Source organism: Ruegeria sp. AF2, assembly GCF_056542025.1.
This window is the reverse complement of record NZ_JBQFZC010000001.1, coordinates 1,536,809-1,552,779: the sequence shown is the minus strand read 5'-3', so window position 1 is coordinate 1,552,779 and position 15,971 is coordinate 1,536,809. Positions and strand designations below refer to the sequence as shown.

Here is a 15,971-nt window from a genome sequence, read left to right as displayed (position 1 = left end):
CCGGGCAGTATGTGGAGCCTTGAGACGTTGGGTCGCGTGCGACTATCCCGGCATTTTTTCATGCGTGATTTCCTATATTCCGAGATCGGGAACTTTCACGCATTGCAAAATATTCCCGACAACCCTGATCTTGCGATCGAGACCGGGCGCGCGTTTTGCGAGACCCTGCTGGATCCGCTGGAAGAAACCTTTGGTCGTATCGCGGTGCGCTCGGGCTATCGCTCGCGATCTCTGAACCGGTTCGGGAACGAGAACAGGTTGAACTGTGCCCGCAATGACAACCCGTTGGAGTGCCACATTTGGGATTGGGGCGAAGGTGACGCACGTGTAGCAGGGGCGTCGGTGGTTATTCCGTGGTTTGCAGATCGCTATGCGCGGGGGCGCGATTGGCGCGATTTGGCGTGGTGGATGCATGACCATCTGGACTATTCCGAGATTTGGTTCTTTCCCAAATTATGCGCGTTCAATCTGGTCTGGCGTCCCAAGCCTGTACGGCGGATCGACAGCTACATCGCCCCGCGCGGCTGCCTGTTGCGGGCCGGGGCTGAACCCGATGAGCCGCTGAACCAAAGGCAGGAACGCTATGCGGATTTCCCACCGTTCCGGGCGATCAGCTATCCTTAAAGTTTTGCTTGCCCGGCGTCGGTAAACCTCTCATCCTGTAACAAAACAATAACAACGAGCGGAGGGCGCCGAGGTGATCGAGGCGTTGGTTTTTCTGCCCGGATTGATGTGCGACGCACGGGTGTTTCAGGCGCAGATCACCGCGCTGTCGCGTGAACGCGCGGCGATGGTCGCACCGATCACCGGCGGTGAGCGGTACGAAGAGATCGCGTCGGGCCTGCTGGATCAACTGCCACACCGGTTTGCTTTGTGCGGGTTTGGTCTGGGCGGTGGCGTCGCGCTTGAGATCGTGCGGCGCGCGCCTGAGAGGGTGACACGACTGGCCTTGCTGGCGACGGATGCGCAGGCCGACACACCTCATATCGCGGCGAGTCGCGAAGATCTGATCGTTGGCGCGCAGGCGGGGAGGTTGGACGAGGTGATGCGCAGGCTGATCGGCTCGGACATGTTGGCTCCGGGTCCGCAACGCATCCCGATTTTGAACGAAGTCTTGCAGATGGCCGAGGAACTGGGCCCGGATGTGTTTGTGCGTCAGATGCGAACCCTGCAGCGCCGCCCGGACCAACAAGGCACGCTGCGCCGGATCAGGATGCCCACGCTGATCATGTGTGGTGCCCATGACGCAGAGAATCCGGTCCGCAAGAATGCCTTCATGGCTGATCTCATTCCGGATGCAGAGTTGCGTGTGATCGATGAGGCCGGGCACTTTCCGACGCTGGAAGCGCCCGAAACCGTGATCGCGATGCTGAAGGATTGGCTGCGGAAACCACTGCGGCTGACCTAGTCGTAGAATGCCGCGCGTTGTTCTTTGGTCAGAATGATTGGTTGCACTACCGGCTCACCAGTCTCAGAGTCAAAGAATGGCGTTTTCTTCCAACGCCCGGACAGGCGTGATTTCAAAACACGTTTCAGTAAACCCACAGCGGCATAGCGGACTTTTTCATGGGATTGTTTGCCGTCAGCGCTGGGCACAAATCCGCGAGTTGTAACAGGACCCAGATTGTTAGGATCTGGGATTCGCTTCACGATGAATCCTGCAAACGGAAAGCTGGGAGTCTTTGGCGTCGTGGCCAGCGGCGCATTGCAGCATTTTGCATACCACCTCAACATACCTTTGGGGCTGAGTTGCATCGCCGCCAAGTGCTCAACCCCTGAATCGAACTTGATGTCTTCCGGCGCCATCTGAAATATCTCGACCGGGCCGGGCGCTGGGTCCGGTTGTTCGAAATAAAGCTGAGCCGCGCGGCAGTCATGGCAAAAACACACGACATGGGTGCCGGACTTGGCGCCGCTTTTGGTAATGCGACCTGAGAGCGCGCCGCATTCGCATCGGAAGGTAAGATCTCCTGCCGCTGCGCGGCTCATGCCACTTTGTTGCTGTTGGCAGCTCGGCGACGGGACTTGCGGCTGTTTTCGTTCATGAAATCAATCACTAGCGGGCGGATGTTATCGCGCCAGCTACGGCCTGCAAAGATGCCATAGTGACCCGCGCCGGGTTCAACATGGCTGGCCTTTTTGCTGTCGGGCAGACCGGTGCACAAATCCAGCGCCGCGATGCATTGTCCGGGGGCTGAGATATCGTCGTTTGTGCCCTCGACCGATTTCACAGCAACATCAGTGATCTTGCCGATATCTACCTTGTGACCGGCTACAACGAACTCGTTGCGCGCGATCTCACGGTTTTTGAAGACGCGTTCAACGGTCGACAGATAAAACTCGGCAGTCATGTCCATCACGGCCAGATATTCGTCATAGAAGCGATTATGAGCATCGTGGTCGGACGCCTCGTCACGGATAACCCGCTGGATCTGATCCGTGAACGCCTTGCTATGACGCTCGGCATTCATTGACATGAATGAGGCCAGCTGAAGCAAGCCGGGATACACCATCCGGCCTACGCCCTTGTATTTGAAACCAACACGCTGGATCATGGTTTCTTCCAGCTGACCCATCGTCACACGGCGACCGAAATCTGTAACTTCGGTCGGGGTTGCATCGGGGTCGACGGGACCGCCGATCAGGGTCAGGGTACTTGGCTGCGCCTTCGGCTCGACCTCGGCCAGATAGGCGGTTGCGGCCAGAGTCAGCGGTGCGGGCTGACAAACCGCAATAACATGCGTATCGGGGCCGAGCTCTTTCATAAAATCGACAAGGTAGAGCGTGTAATCCTCGACATCGAACTTGCCTTCGGACACGGGAATGTCGCGCGCGTTATGCCAATCGGTAATGTAGACCTCACAATTGACAAGCAGGCTTTTGACGGTCGAGCGGAGCAGGGTCGCGTAATGCCCCGACATCGGCGCAACCAGCAGCACCTTGCGTGGCTGTTCTTTGCGTCCATTAACGCGGAAATGGATCAGGTCGCCGAAAGGACGCTCAAGCACGGTTGTGATATCGACCAGATGGTCCTTGCCGTCTTCGCAGGTAAAGGTGCGGATGCCCCAATCAGGCTTGACGACCATACGCTGGAATGTGCGCTCGGTTACTTCGCCCCATGCAGCCATCCAGTTGAAGGCCGGGTTGGGTGTCATCGAGAACAGGGGGTAGGATGCCATCGCGCTTGCGGTTGCACCAAGCCATTGGTTGGTGTTACGCATGGTTTCCATCAGGTCATAGGTCATCATGTAGCGCATCGAATGTGCCTCCTGAGTATCAGCCTGAGAATTCGGACCATTCGCCGCTTTGCCCCCCGACGCCAACGACGTTATTCTGCACAGCAGCGAGACTAGGGGGGAATTGTTAAAATGACAACTACCGAAGACCAGACGCCAAAACTGACCGAAGAACATATTGAACGACTTAAAGAAAATATGGACAAAGTAGAAGAACTGTCCAAACGCCTGGTCGAGGTCATGGCCGGAAAAACGCCGCACACCCCCGCTCTGGATGGCCCGAATCAAGAGCTTTTTGCAAAAGCAGCAACTGCGTATTGGGCTGAAGCGTTTCAAAACCCCACAAAGCTGTTGGAGCAGCAAATTGAGTATTGGGGAAAATCGGTTCTCAACTTTGCGGAAGCGCAGAAAGCGATGACCCAAAGCGACGGGGATGTACCCCCAGCCGCTGCCAAAGATAAACGGTTTGCCAATCCAATGTGGGAAACCAACCCCTACTTTCGCCTCATTCGCCAGCAGTACCAAACCAATGCCGAAGCGATCGCGCAGGCCGTTGCATCGGTTGACGATTTGGAAATCAAGGATAAGCAGCGTCTGCAGTACTTCTCGCAACAGATCATAGATATGATGGCACCGACGAATTTTCTGGCCACCAACCCCGATGCGCTGGAAAAGGCGATCGAGACCGAAGGGCAGTCCCTGATACAGGGGCTGGAGAACCTCGTGTCGGACCTTGAGGCCAATGACGGCGAAATGGTTGTCAGGCTGGCTGACGAAAGTGCCTTTGAGATTGGCGGGAATATCGCAACTACACCCGGCGACGTCGTCTATCGCAATCGAATGATGGAACTGATCCAGTATAAACCGGTGACCGAGACGGTGCACGAAACGCCGATCGTTCTGTTCCCGCCATGGATCAACAAGTTCTATATCTTGGACCTGAAGGCTCAGAACAGCCTGATTAAATGGGTGACCGAGCAGGGCTATACCCTGTTTGTGGTCAGCTGGGTGAATGCCGATAGCTCGCACGCCGACATCGGGATGGAGGACTATATTCAGGAAGGGTTCCTGACCGCCATCGAAGAGGCGAAGAAAATCTGTAAGGTCAAGCAGGTCAATGCAGTTGGGTATTGCATCGCCGGTACGACGCTTAGTCTGACGCTTTCATTGATGAAGCAGCGCGGTGACAAGTCGATCAAATCTGCCACTTTCTTCACCACCCTGACAGACTTTGGTGAGCAGGGGGAGTTCACGCCGTTCCTGCAAAATGACTTTGTAGATGGCATCGAAGAACAGGTCTCGAAGGATGGTATTCTAAAGGCATGGATCATCGGGCGAACGATGTCTTTCCTGCGATCCAGAGATCTCATCTATACTCCGGCGATCCGCAGCTACATGATGGGTGAAACACCGCCAGCGTTTGACCTGTTGTACTGGAACGGCGACGGGGCCAACCTGCCAGGCCGGATGGCGATCCAGTATCTGCGCGGTTTGTGTCAGAGCAACGATTTCGTCAACGACGGGTTCGAATTGTTTGGCCATAAGCTGCATATCAAGGATGTCGATGTGCCTTTGATGGCGATCACCTGCGAGACGGATCATATTGCCGCGTGGAAGGATTGCTATCGCGGGGTACAGCAGATGGGCGCGAAGTCGAAGACCTTTGTGGTGTCCGAGTCCGGTCACATCGCGGGCATTGTGAACCCGCCCAGTAAGAAAAAATATGGTCACTATACCAATCCTGAGCTGAAGTGTGATGCTGATACATGGCTGAAAGAAGCTGACTTCCACGAAGGTTCATGGTGGCCGATGTGGGAAGCGTGGTTAAAGAAGCGATCAGGCAAGCAGGTTCCCGCGCGCGATACCGGCGATTCGGATCATCCGCGCCTTTGCCCGGCTCCGGGTACCTATGTTTTGGTCAAGGCAAACCGCTGATATCATTTTGAAACTCAAATTTTTCTGCATTGCAGCAAGAAAAAACTTGCAATGCTGCAATGCAGCAATCATATTGCCTTCAAGCTGATGAGAACCGGGGTGGGCCCGGAACGGCTAGAAGGATTTAGGACAATGGCAAAGACCCAAGACTTTACCGCGACCCTGAAAGACATGATGGGCGCGTTCCCGGTTGACACAACCGCTCTGGAAGACGCATTCAAATCGACCGCTTCTCTGAACGAAAAGCTGTCGGGTGTTGCTCTGGACGCAGCTGAGAAATCGGCTGAAATCTCGAACAAATGGACCAAAGAAACCCTGGCCAAACTGACCGAGATGTCGAAAGCAAAAACCGAGCCTGCGGATTACGCAAAAGCTGCAACCGACTTCGCAAGCGCGTCGGCTGAAGTTGCTGCTGAAAACCTGGCTGCTTTCGCTGAGATCGCGAAAAAAGTTCAGACCGAAACAGTTGAGCTGCTGATGGCGGCTGGCAAAGACGCAGCAGAAGATGCAACCGCAGCCGTCAAAAAAGCCACCAACGAGGTGACCGCTGCAGCAAAGAAAGCAGCAACCACCAAGTAAGATAAGACTGCGACTTAGCACCCATTCCTCCCAAATGGTGCAATCGCTGCGGGCAGGTCGCTTGACCTGCCCTTTCTTTTTGTTCTGCAGTCGCATAACCTGCGCTGCAACGCATCATCCTTGGGGAGGGTACAGGGTGTCGGAACAAGACAAACCTCTGCTGATCAAGCGCTATGCCAGCCGTCGGCTGTATAACACCGAGACCAGCGATTACGTGACGCTTGAAGATATCGCCGGTTTCATCCGCGACGGGCGCGAGGTTCAGATCATTGACCTGAAAACCGGTGATGACCTGACTCGTCAGTATCTGCTTCAAATCATTGCCGAACACGAAAGCCGTGGAGAAAATGTTCTGCCGATTAATGTGCTGAACGATCTGGTGCGCAGCTACATGGTGCCGGGTGGGGGCATGATGCCGCAATTCCTGCAAAGCTCATTCGACATGCTGCGCGAGAGCCAGTCCAAGATGATGGAAAACATGAACGCTATGAACCCGATGTCCCAGATGCCGGGGTTCGAGGCGATGCAGGCGCAGCAAAAGGCGTTTCTAAAAGCCATGACCGGTGGTCTGTCGGGGAACTGGTCAGGGCCGGATGACGAGCAAGAAACATCGCCCGAACCCAAAGAGGATTTGGACGACATCAAAAAGCAACTTGCCGAGCTGCAGCAAAAACTATCGAAGCTGAGCTAGCCTGACCGATGCGCTGGCTGTCTGTTCTGGGCGCGTTGATCTGGGCCCAGACTGCACAGGCCCAAGGCCAGTTTACATCCGTGTGGGAACCTATCTGCACAATGGGTCGGGATACGGCTGCGGGCTGCGACGAGATTCGCGCGCGCGAAATTCTGGATGCAACGACCCCGCCCTGGCGCGCCATTGGCCGGGTCAATTTTGCCAGCCGCAGTCAGCGGTCCCATTGTACAGGCGTGCTGGTGTCTGAGCGGCTGGTTTTGACCGCGGCACATTGCTTGTACAACAGCGCGCGCAACCGCTGGATTCCTCCGGCCAGTATCCGGTTTGCCGCAGGGTATCAGCGCGGCGAGGCTGCCGCCGTGTCCACTGTATTGGCCTATCGGCTGGATTCGGAACAGGGGCGCGACGGTGTATTCAACAATCGCGCCGATCTGGATTGGGCCGTGTTGGAGTTGGCCGAGCCAATTGGAGAGCAGGTTGGTTTTTTCGATATTTCCCGGACTGTCCCGCAGATGGGCTCGTTCGTGGGCTATCCCGGATTGCGGCCTCACGTGCTCAGTCGCACCGATAGCTGTAATGCCGCACAGGCCGGACAGGGGCTGATGCGCGCGATCTGCCCCGTCATGATGGGGGATTCCGGTGCGCCGTTTCTGATGCAAACAGAAACCGGGCTTGCCGTTGCCGGGATTTTGTCGCGCGTCGCGCCAACCCCTGACGGGATCGACGCATTGTTACTTTCAGTTCATGACCTTGATCTGCAATAGTACTGACGATCAGGTCCCGTAGACTGGCACCGGGCCGACAACCTCGCCAACAGAAGCCAGCAGGATGTCCGAGATTACGTCCAGTTCATCGCGCGTCAAACGCACGGGCAGACGTACATCGCAGGCCTTCATCAGCATCGCACGGGTCTGTGGCAGGTCGAACTGTTCGGGTAGGAACTGCCAGTTCCAGAAGGCACGAGCGTTATCCTGACTCAGGCCAAAGACCTGCACCTTGACACCGCGTGCCTCGGCTGCGGCGGCAAAGGCGCGGATTTCATCGTCGCTGAGGTCAACCAGATTGAATTGGATCGAATCCGGTGCGCGCTGCTCGGGTGTCAGAGGGGCAGGGACATCGATGTAGGGCGATGTGTTCAGACGATCAGCCACATAGTCATGGTTTGCCAGCCCGTCGCGGACACGGCGTGCCAATTCGGGGATTTGCGGACGAATGACTGCGGCGCTGAGGTTGCTCATGCGCAGGTTATACAGTGGCAACTGGTTCTGCCATTTGGCAAAGGCCTGTTCCAGCTCTGTTGAGCCAGAGTGCTTTTTCCAGTTGTGCTCGTATGCGCCCGACATGATGACAGCCCGCGCCACAAGATCCGCATCGTCGCTGACCAGAATGCCACCTTCGCCTGCGTTGATCATTTTATAGGACTGGAACGAGAAGCAGCCGACTTTACCGATGGTGCCAATATTGCGCCCATGCCAGGTTGTGCCCAATGAGTGGGCGGCGTCTTCGATCACCGGGATGTCGCGAGCTTCACACAGCTCCATAATCGCGTCCATGTCCGAGGTATGGCCGCGCATATGGCTGATGATCACTGCCTGCACGCTGTCCAGCTTGGCCGTGAAATCGGCCATATCGACGCGATAATTGTCCCCGACTTCGCACAGAACCGGAATGCAATCCGCGTGAACAATCGATGACGGCACGGCGGCAAAGGTAAATCCGGGGATCAGAACCCGCGCATCGCGGGGCAACCCAAGCGCCTTGAGCGACAAAAACAGCGCGGCAGAACAGGAAGAGACCGCCAGCGCGTATTTTGTGCCGAGCAGTTCGGCAAACTCTGCCTCCAGAAGAGCAACGGGCGCATCCTGAGGCGCGGTATAGCGAAACAGATCGCCTGACTTCATCAGGGCGTCGATTGCGTCTCGGGCGGCTGCGGGGATGGGTTCGGCTTCATGAACGTTGGGTACAAGCGTCATATTTGGATTTCCCGAATTTTATCTTTGGGAAATATAAATTCGATGTGCAGGCAAGCCAAGTCCCAATTCGCATCGTCAGCGAGATTTCACCAATTCGTCGTAGAGAATGTGTTCAGATACCCAGCTTGTCACGCAGCGCATACCAAGTCATGGCCAGTATCAGCAACGGCGTCCGCAAAGCAGGACCACCCGGGAAGGGCACTGCAGGAACGCGGGCCATGGTATCGAACCCCTCAGCCTGCCCCTGGATCGCCAACGCCATGAGTTGCCCCGCATGGGTCGCGGTGCCGACGCCGTGGCCAGAATAACCCGAGGCGGACAGGATATTTGGCGCAACCCGGGTCAAATAGGGCATACGCCGCATGGTGATGCCCAGCGTTCCGCCCCATGCGTAGTCGATTTTGACGTCACGCAGATGCGGGAAAATCTCGGTCATCGGCTTGCGGACTTTTGCGGCGATGTCCTCGGGGAAACGATAACCATAGCTTTCGCCACCCCCAAACAGCAGCCTGCCATCGGCGCTTAGCCGGAAATAGTTTATCACGAACTTGGTGTCAGCAACTGCGATATCTTTGGCCAAAACTTTTTGCACTTCAGCGCCCAAAGGTTCGGTTGCCGCGATGAAATTGTTGATGGGCATCACGCGCGATGCAACTTGCCGGTTCAGATCTCCGAGGTATCCGTTGCAGGCCAGAATAACGTGATCGGCAGTGATCTTGCCCTTTTCAGTGCGTACAGTGACACGAGCGCCCTGATCGATGCCAAGAACTTCGGTGTCTTCATGCAGTCTTAACCCGGCTCTGACAGCGGCGCGCGCAAGGCCGAGGGCGTAGTTCAACGGGTGTAGGTGCGCGGCACCATTGTCCAGATACCCACCCGCATAGGCTGGTGAGGGGCAGAGCCCGCGCGCGGCATCGGCATCTAAAGTTTCGATTTGGTCGTATTTGTATTTACCCGACAGATGCGCCGCGTGATCATGTAGCTCTGCGCGCTCCGAGTTGTTAAAGCCCAGAACCGCAATGCCGGGCTTCAGGTCGCAATCGATCTGATGTTTTGAGATCAGAGATTTGACCAGATCCTTGGCTTCTTCGGCCAGATCCCAAAGCTTTAACGCATCTTCATCGCCAACAAGCCGTTCAAGATCTTCTTGATCCAAACGCTGCGCGCTGCCCAGTTGGCCTCCGTTGCGACCCGAAGCCCCAAAGCCCGCGCGATGAGCTTCCAGCAGGACAACATCGAACCCAGCCTCAGCCAGGTGCAATGCTGCCGAAAGGCCCGTGTATCCGCCTCCGACAATGCAGACGTCTGCGGTATGGTCGCCTTCAAGCGCCGGGTGGCGGTCAAAGGCGTGCGCCGTCGCGGCATACCAGCTTGGCGGGTACTCCGCCTTGCGGTCATTAGAATACAGCAGGTTCATCGCGTCTTTGCCCTAGACGTTCATCAGCAGATGCTCGCGTTCCCACGGGGAAATGACCTGCAGGAACTCTTCGTACTCAGCACGTTTGACGATGCCGTAGACACGGGCGAACTCGGGACCCAGAACTTCGTGCAGGGCAGTGGCTTCATCAAACAGATCCAGAGCTTCACCCATGATCTGAGGGATATCGCCGTCGCCTTCATAGGCGTCGCCATAGAATTGGCGGCGTGGGCGTTCTTGCTGAGTCAGGCCCAAATAGCCACAGGCCAACGACAATGCGATACCAAGATAAGGGTTGCAGTCCATGCCTGCGATGCGGTTTTCGACCCGGCGCGCCTCGGGGCCGGACAGAGGTACGCGAATGCCAGTTGTGCGATTGTCGCGTGCCCACTCCAGATTAATCGGGGCCGCATGGTCTTTGACGTAACGGCGATAAGAATTCACATACGGTGCCATCACCGCCAGCCCTGCAGGCAGGTGGTTCTGCAAGCCGGCGATGAAGTTGTAGAAGGCGTCCGTTTCTCCGCCCTGAGGGCCCGAGAAGATATTCTGACCCGTTTCCATGTCGATAATCGAGTGATGGATGTGCATGGCCGAGCCCGGTTCATCTTCGATCGGTTTCGCCATGAATGTTGCAAAGCAGTTGTGACGCAACGCGGCTTCGCGGATCAGGCGTTTGAAATAGAATACCTCGTCCGCCAGCTTCACCGGATCGCCATGACGCAGGTTGATCTCTAGTTGTCCGGCACCGCCTTCTTGCGTGATCCCGTCAATCTCAAACCCCTGAAATTCGGCAAAGTCGTAGATGTCGTCGATCACCGGCCCGAATTCATCCACCGCTGTCATCGAGTAAGCCTGCCGCGCCGCCGCAGGTCGGCCCGAGCGGCCCATCATCGGCTTGATCCCTTGCGCGGGATCTACATTCGGCGCGACAAGAAAAAATTCCATCTCGGGGGCGACAACCGGCTTCCAACCTTTGTCGTGATACATCTTCACAACGCGTTTGAGCACATTGCGGGGGCTGAAAGGGATCGGCTCGCCATCTCGGTCGAACGCGTCGTGAATCACCTGCAAGGTCCAGTCGCCCGTCCAAGGAGCGGCCGACGCAGTTGAGAAATCGGGTTTCAGGATCATGTCCCGCTCGATGAAACCGTCCTCACCTGCAGCTTCGCCCCAATCCCCTGTGATGGTCTGGTAGAAAATGCTGTCGGGTAGGTGAAAATAGGATTGCTTGGCAAACTTTGACGCCGGGACCGCCTTGCCGCGGGCGATGCCGGGCAGGTCAGAGATGATGCATTCAACCTCATCCAGCCGTTTGCCTTCAAAGTAGGTGCGCGCCGCCTCAGGCAGCTGATCTGTCCAGTCGGCCATCAGGCCCTCACTTTCTTTAGGAACTCTGCCATGTGGTGTCCGATTTTGGCATTATCATCCGGGGCATCTTTTCGGTTCGCTGCCGCCTGCATCAACGCATCGGGAACCACGCCTTTGCCTCGGGTCTCCATCAAGCCCTGTATGAAGTCATTTCCATATTCAGGATGGGCCTGCACGGTCCAGATCGTATCGCCATAGGTGACCATGGCGTTTTGGCAAAAGTCATTCGTACCGGTGACCACCGCACCTGCGGGCAGTTTGGTCACTTGATCCTGATGCCAAGCATTCAAGGTGACGGTCTGATCGCCAAAGCTGTATTCCGTGCGTCCTACAGCCCAGCCACCATCAAACTTTTCCACTTTTCCACCAAGCGCTTGTGCGATGATCTGATGGCCAAAGCAAACACCAATCAAGGGGTTCCCTGTCTTCTGAATATCCCGGATCAGCTGTTCAAGCGGGGGAATCCAAGCGTGATCTTCGTATGCGCCATGACGAGATCCGGTGATGATCCACCCGTCGGCCTGATGCGCGTCTTCCGGAAACTCACCATCGACCACTGCGTAAGATTGGAATTCAAAGCCGTTCCCACCCAGTAATGCGCGAAACATGCCATCATATTCCCCGAATTGTTCATGCAATTCATCGGGTGGGTGGCCGGTTACAAGGATGCCGATTTTCATAGTTCACCAAATTTGATCAAATTTATTCTAACGAAGCGAAGCGAGCTGGGCAAGAGGTTCAGACGCTATCAAGATAGCTGAGCCAGTGCTCGTCAGGGGGGTGGGACGCGAATCGCGCAATTTCCTGCCGTTTGGTCATTACCAGGTTGCGGATCAGATCGTCCGGGAAAATGCGCGCAACTACCGGGTCAGTTTCGAAAGCAGAGATGGCCGACGGCCAGTCTGCTGCCAGCTGCGGCAGATCCGTCAACTCATAGGCATTGCCCGAAATCGGGCTGGGCGGTCGCAGGCCATCCTCGATCCCAACCATTGCCGCGCCCAGAACTGCGGCCAGCATGAGATAGGGGTTGATGTCACCGCCAGCAACGCGATGTTCGATCCGTCGGGCGGCAGGGGCACCACCCGGAATGCGCAGGGCCGCCGTGCGGTTTTCATAGGCCCAGCTTGCTCCGGTGGGTGCGTGGGCACCAGGCACCAGGCGCGTGTAAGAATTGCCATGCGGTGCGAAGATCAGCGTAGAGCCGGGCATCGCGGTCAGACATCCAGCAACCGCCGAGCGCAGTTCATCGGTTCCCTCGGCCCCTCCGTCATCGAAGACATTGCGTCCATCGACATCGACGACCGAGAAATGCACATGCATTCCGTTGCCCGCATCCTCGGCATAGGGCTTGGACATGAAGGTCGCTGTGAAGCCATGCTTGCGTGCCACGCCACGCGCCAAGGTCTTGAAAAGCCACGTATCATCGGCGCAGCGCATGGCGTCCTGATGGTTCAGATTGATCTCGAACTGGCCGATCCCGCTTTCAGATATTGCAGTCTGAGCGGGAATACCCATAGCGGCGCAACCATCATAGAGATCGGTGAAGAACGCATCAAACGCGTCCATTTCGGCCATCGACAGAACGGCTTCGTCCCGCAGCCTGCGGCGCGTGACCGGGTTGATCGGAGGCTGCGGTTGGTCGCCTGAGGCGTCAAGCAGAGTGAACTCGAGTTCGGTAGCGGCGATGACCGACCAGCCCCGTTCGGAAAATCGATCCAGAACCGCAGAAAGCGCGTGTCTCGGATCGCCTGCAAAAGGCGTGCCGTCATCGTGGTAGAGGCACATGGGCACCAGCGCGGTGGGTGTATCCAGCCAGGGCATGGGAATCGGACCACGCCCGGTGGGGCGCAACACACCATCTGCATCACCGCTTTCGAAGACAAGCGGGCTGCCTTCGATATCAGCGCCCCAGAGATCGACATTGAGCGCAGAGAACGGCATGCGTACGGCGCCTTTGTCCAACTTGGCACCGTATGAGGGCGGCACGCGTTTGCCACGCATCTGACCGTTGAGGTCACAGGCGGCGACGCGGAATGTATGCAGGGCGCTCAGGTCCATTGGGGGCTCCGTGGTCTAGTCACGAGAGGTTTAAATCAGGATTAGCGTCTTGTCACGAAATTTGATCAAATTACGAACAGGCGTCGCTTGCGGTGAGGCGCGATGTTGAAAATCAACCGACTTGTACAGTGGTCGAGACCGCTGTCTTCCGAGTTGTACAACATTCAGGTGCCCGATTGTGCCGGGCGTAGCGATGCCTATAGTCTCATATATGTTCATCTTTCTTACCATAGTGTTACTGATCGCAGGCGGGGTCGGCTATTACGTCTGGTCCAAGAGACAGGCCCGCGCGGCGCTGTTGGCGACGCGTCTGACCTCGGATCAACGGGACATCATTGATCAGCAAGTTCCCATCATCCGGCGGCTGCCCGCCGGGCTGCGCAGCCACTTGGATGGCAAGGTGAACCTGTTTCTGGATCAAGTAAGCTTCTACGGCTGCGACGGGTTGGAAGTGACTGAGGAGATGGAGCTGTCGATTGCGGCGCAGGCCTGTTTGCTCGTGATCAATAGCGACATTTGGTATGACAATCTGACGACCATTCTGATCTATCCCAATGCGTTCAAGTCAAAGCAGCAGCGGCGCTCGGGCTATGTCGTGTCCGAGAAAGAGATCGTGCGGACCGGGGAAAGCTGGGATCGCGGACCGGTCATTTTATCATGGGCACACAGCCAGCAGGGCGCTCTGGATGATCGCGACGGGCAGAACGTAGTGCTGCATGAATTTGCGCATCAGATCGATGATCTGTCCGGGGGTACAAATGGCGTACCGATCCTGAGTGAAGGGCAGAGCTTTGCCGAATGGGAAAAGGTATTCCTGACCGCCTATGACGCGCATGTTCACGCGGTTGAAAGCGGGCGTCGGACAGTCATCGATCCGTATGGCGCGACCGGGCATGAAGAGTTCTTTGCCGTTTCGGTTGAAGTGTTCTTTGAGCGCCCGAAGGCGCTGAAGCACGAGGTGCCCGAGGTCTATGAGCAGCTTTCGAAACTGTTCCGGCTGAACCCGGTGGAGTGGGCTTAGCGCGCCAGATTTAGTCGGAAGCGCATCTTGGCTTTCCGCTCGGCAGGTAGGTGGCGGTTCAGGCGTTTGTTGACCCTTCCGAAGCCCCAAACGATGACCAGCGTCAGCAGGATGAAATAGAACGCCAGAATCGGGTAGGGGATGAACGGGTTGAAAGTCTTGTCCGCGAAGTAGCTGGCGTAATAGAGCGCGTCGCCCCGTTGTTGCCAGGCCGGGAAGGCCGAGAAGAAGACCAGTGTGGTGGACTGGAAGACAAAGATCGCTTCGTTCGTATAGGCGGGCCACGCCAGCCGCAGCATTGTGGGCCAAACGATACGTCGGAAGCGCGACCAACCGGACATGCCATAGGCGTCGGCGGCTTCGATATCGCCCTTGGGGATTGAACGAAGGGCGCCATAGAAGATCTCGCCCGAATAGGCGGAAGTATTCAGGAACAGCACGATCAGCGCCCCCAGCCAGGCCGAGGTGAAGGCGTCGAACATCGGATAGGGCTTCTTCAGCGAAAGGAAGAAGAAATAGGCGAAGAAGAACTGGATGAACAGCGGCGAGCCGCGGAACAAAAAGATGAACCACTCGGACGGTTTACGCAGCCATTTATTCGACGAGGCTTTGCCGACGGCCAACGCGGTGGCGAGGAAGAACCCCGTGACCATCGCCATGATCCCGAAATAGATATTCCAGATCATGCCCGAGCCGATCAGCGTGAAGTGCTCGCACAGGGTGAAATCGGTTTTGGGCAGCAGGCGCTCGCCAAAGCCCAGCGAACGGAGGCCGTAGTCCTGAATGGTCTGGATGCAGCTCATGCGGTGGTCTCCTTGCGCAGAAGCTCTCCGCCCGATGTGGCCTGACCATGGGACAGGCGGCGCATCAGTTTCTCAAGCCCGATTTCCGAGACGCGGGTCATGCCGAGGTAGAAGATCAGCAGGGCGAGGAAGTACCACATGCGCCAGTCGCCATGAGGGTAATCGGTAAAGCGGGATGTTTTTGTGCCGCCCAACTCGCGCGCCCAATAGACGATATCTTCGATGCCCAGCAGAAACAGCAGTGGCGTGGCCTTGATCAGCACCATCCACAGGTTCGATAGGCCGGGTAGGGCGTAGACCCACATTTGCGGCACCAGGATACGCCAAAAGGTCTGGCGGCGCGTCATGCCGTAGGCTGCGGCCGTCTCAAGCTGGGCGTGTGGTACAGCGCGCATGCCGCCGAACAGGACGTTGGCGGCAAACGCGCCGAACACTATAGAGAATGTGACGACTGCAAGGAAGAAGCCGTAGGTTTCATGCACCCATTCGGGTGCAGTGCCCAGCGGCAGCTTGGCGGCCTGACAGACGATGAAGTCGTTGCCTTGCCGCACCGGATCGGTCCAGTCGGGGCAGAGCACTTTATGGCGCAGCCATTCAAAGCCCTGATCCAGAGCGATCACGAAGAACAGAAAAAAAGCGATATCAGGCACGCCACGCACGATGGCGATATAGGCCTTACCCAGCCAGCTGAGTGGCGGGAAATGCGATCGCGCTGCCATAGCGCCGGCAAAACCGAAGCTCAGGGCGACCGGGGCGGTGACGGCCAGCAGACCCAGCACCTTGAAGAACGACAAGTAGAACGACCAGTGGACGCCATTGGTCAGATAGCACGAGAACCAGCGGAACGTGCCCAGCGTGTCAGGATCAGCGCAGTAGGAGAACATAAG

16 protein-coding genes are annotated in these 15,971 nt (G+C 56.9%); 7 read left to right on the top strand and 9 right to left on the bottom strand.

Annotated elements, in window-relative coordinates; all coding sequences use genetic code 11:
* Positions 1–9 precede the first annotated feature (9 nt).
* Entirely contained in the window at positions 10–624 is a 615-nt protein-coding gene (locus ACR0NM_RS07670) for a hypothetical protein (RefSeq protein WP_480613943.1), read from the top strand.
* A gap of 73 nt (positions 625–697) precedes the next feature.
* The gene (locus ACR0NM_RS07665) at positions 698–1,408 is read left to right on the top strand and encodes an alpha/beta fold hydrolase (RefSeq protein ID WP_480613877.1); all 711 of its coding nucleotides are present in this window, start codon (positions 698–700) and stop codon (positions 1,406–1,408) included.
* Here ACR0NM_RS07665 and ACR0NM_RS07660 read toward each other — a convergent pair.
* Both ACR0NM_RS07660 and phaZ read right to left on the bottom strand, forming a co-directional pair.
* Positions 1,405–1,989 carry a DUF6151 family protein gene (locus ACR0NM_RS07660; RefSeq protein ID WP_480613875.1) on the bottom strand — a complete coding sequence of 195 codons (585 nt, stop codon included), beginning with the start codon at positions 1,987–1,989 and terminating at the stop codon, positions 1,405–1,407. The two genes, ACR0NM_RS07665 and ACR0NM_RS07660, sit on opposite strands and share 4 nt — an antisense overlap.
* A complete protein-coding gene (phaZ, locus tag ACR0NM_RS07655; RefSeq protein WP_480613873.1) occupies positions 1,986–3,257 on the bottom strand; it encodes a polyhydroxyalkanoate depolymerase in 1,272 nt (423 codons plus the stop codon). Before phaZ ends, ACR0NM_RS07660 begins: the two co-directional genes overlap by 4 nt.
* Positions 3,258–3,368: 111 nt before the next feature.
* Between phaZ and ACR0NM_RS07650 the strand changes: the two genes are divergently transcribed.
* The 4 genes from ACR0NM_RS07650 to ACR0NM_RS07635 all read left to right on the top strand — a co-directional run bounded on the left by ACR0NM_RS07650 (position 3,369) and on the right by ACR0NM_RS07635 (position 7,205).
* Positions 3,369–5,171, top strand: a complete 1,803-nt coding sequence (locus ACR0NM_RS07650; RefSeq protein ID WP_480613871.1) for a PHA/PHB synthase family protein — start codon at positions 3,369–3,371, stop codon at positions 5,169–5,171.
* A gap of 132 nt (positions 5,172–5,303) precedes the next feature.
* The gene (locus tag ACR0NM_RS07645) at positions 5,304–5,750 is read left to right on the top strand and encodes a phasin family protein (protein WP_170393620.1); all 447 of its coding nucleotides are present in this window, start codon (positions 5,304–5,306) and stop codon (positions 5,748–5,750) included.
* Positions 5,751–5,886: 136 nt separating this feature from the next.
* Positions 5,887–6,441 (top strand): polyhydroxyalkanoate synthesis repressor PhaR, encoded by a 555-nt coding sequence (phaR, locus tag ACR0NM_RS07640; protein ID WP_170404880.1) that lies wholly within the window; start codon positions 5,887–5,889, stop codon positions 6,439–6,441.
* A gap of 8 nt (positions 6,442–6,449) precedes the next feature.
* Complete coding sequence (locus ACR0NM_RS07635; RefSeq protein ID WP_480613869.1) at positions 6,450–7,205, top strand: trypsin-like serine peptidase; 756 nt, start codon at positions 6,450–6,452, stop codon at positions 7,203–7,205.
* Positions 7,206–7,214: 9 nt separating this feature from the next.
* Here ACR0NM_RS07635 and ACR0NM_RS07630 read toward each other — a convergent pair whose 3' ends face one another.
* The 5 genes from ACR0NM_RS07630 to ACR0NM_RS07610 form a co-directional block, all read right to left on the bottom strand.
* Positions 7,215–8,414 (bottom strand): DegT/DnrJ/EryC1/StrS family aminotransferase, encoded by a 1,200-nt coding sequence (locus ACR0NM_RS07630; protein WP_480613867.1) that lies wholly within the window; start codon positions 8,412–8,414, stop codon positions 7,215–7,217.
* Positions 8,415–8,526: 112 nt separating this feature from the next.
* Positions 8,527–9,831, bottom strand: coding sequence for an NAD(P)/FAD-dependent oxidoreductase (locus ACR0NM_RS07625; protein ID WP_480613865.1), 1,305 nt, complete (start codon positions 9,829–9,831; stop codon positions 8,527–8,529).
* A gap of 12 nt (positions 9,832–9,843) precedes the next feature.
* Entirely contained in the window at positions 9,844–11,202 is a 1,359-nt protein-coding gene (locus tag ACR0NM_RS07620) for a glutamine synthetase family protein (RefSeq protein WP_170731847.1), read from the bottom strand.
* Positions 11,202–11,882, bottom strand: coding sequence for a type 1 glutamine amidotransferase (locus ACR0NM_RS07615; RefSeq protein WP_170817601.1), 681 nt, complete (start codon positions 11,880–11,882; stop codon positions 11,202–11,204). Before ACR0NM_RS07615 ends, ACR0NM_RS07620 begins: the two co-directional genes overlap by 1 nt.
* 58 nt (positions 11,883–11,940) lie before the next feature.
* A complete protein-coding gene (locus ACR0NM_RS07610) occupies positions 11,941–13,260 on the bottom strand; it encodes a glutamine synthetase family protein (RefSeq protein ID WP_480613863.1) in 1,320 nt (439 codons plus the stop codon).
* Positions 13,261–13,453: 193 nt separating this feature from the next.
* Here ACR0NM_RS07610 and ACR0NM_RS07605 point away from each other — a divergent pair, with 193 nt between their 5' ends.
* Entirely contained in the window at positions 13,454–14,281 is an 828-nt protein-coding gene (locus tag ACR0NM_RS07605) for a M90 family metallopeptidase (protein WP_480613861.1), read from the top strand.
* On the opposite strand, the gene ACR0NM_RS07600 is transcribed toward ACR0NM_RS07605, so the two are convergent.
* Positions 14,278–15,084, bottom strand: a complete 807-nt coding sequence (locus ACR0NM_RS07600; RefSeq protein WP_170393602.1) for an ABC transporter permease — start codon at positions 15,082–15,084, stop codon at positions 14,278–14,280. The two genes, ACR0NM_RS07605 and ACR0NM_RS07600, sit on opposite strands and share 4 nt — an antisense overlap.
* Positions 15,081–15,968, bottom strand: coding sequence for an ABC transporter permease subunit (locus ACR0NM_RS07595; RefSeq protein WP_170511102.1), 888 nt, complete (start codon positions 15,966–15,968; stop codon positions 15,081–15,083). Before ACR0NM_RS07595 ends, ACR0NM_RS07600 begins: the two co-directional genes overlap by 4 nt.
* Positions 15,969–15,971: the final 3 nt, after the last annotated feature.

Coding starts and splice junctions, on each gene's coding strand:
- ACR0NM_RS07650 (WP_480613871.1), top strand. CDS start 3,369: ATGACAACTACCGAAGACCAGACGCCAAAACTGACCGAAGAACATATT.
- ACR0NM_RS07670 (WP_480613943.1), top strand. CDS start 10: ATGTGGAGCCTTGAGACGTTGGGTCGCGTGCGACTATCCCGGCATTTT.
- ACR0NM_RS07620 (WP_170731847.1), bottom strand. CDS start 11,202: ATGGCCGACTGGACAGATCAGCTGCCTGAGGCGGCGCGCACCTACTTT.
- ACR0NM_RS07605 (WP_480613861.1), top strand. CDS start 13,454: ATGCCTATAGTCTCATATATGTTCATCTTTCTTACCATAGTGTTACTG.
- ACR0NM_RS07595 (WP_170511102.1), bottom strand. CDS start 15,968: ATGTTCTCCTACTGCGCTGATCCTGACACGCTGGGCACGTTCCGCTGG.
- ACR0NM_RS07630 (WP_480613867.1), bottom strand. CDS start 8,414: ATGACGCTTGTACCCAACGTTCATGAAGCCGAACCCATCCCCGCAGCC.
- phaZ (WP_480613873.1), bottom strand. CDS start 3,257: ATGCGCTACATGATGACCTATGACCTGATGGAAACCATGCGTAACACC.
- ACR0NM_RS07600 (WP_170393602.1), bottom strand. CDS start 15,084: ATGAGCTGCATCCAGACCATTCAGGACTACGGCCTCCGTTCGCTGGGC.
- ACR0NM_RS07645 (WP_170393620.1), top strand. CDS start 5,304: ATGGCAAAGACCCAAGACTTTACCGCGACCCTGAAAGACATGATGGGC.
- ACR0NM_RS07625 (WP_480613865.1), bottom strand. CDS start 9,831: ATGAACCTGCTGTATTCTAATGACCGCAAGGCGGAGTACCCGCCAAGC.
- ACR0NM_RS07615 (WP_170817601.1), bottom strand. CDS start 11,882: ATGAAAATCGGCATCCTTGTAACCGGCCACCCACCCGATGAATTGCAT.
- ACR0NM_RS07660 (WP_480613875.1), bottom strand. CDS start 1,989: ATGAGCCGCGCAGCGGCAGGAGATCTTACCTTCCGATGCGAATGCGGC.
- ACR0NM_RS07635 (WP_480613869.1), top strand. CDS start 6,450: ATGCGCTGGCTGTCTGTTCTGGGCGCGTTGATCTGGGCCCAGACTGCA.
- ACR0NM_RS07610 (WP_480613863.1), bottom strand. CDS start 13,260: ATGGACCTGAGCGCCCTGCATACATTCCGCGTCGCCGCCTGTGACCTC.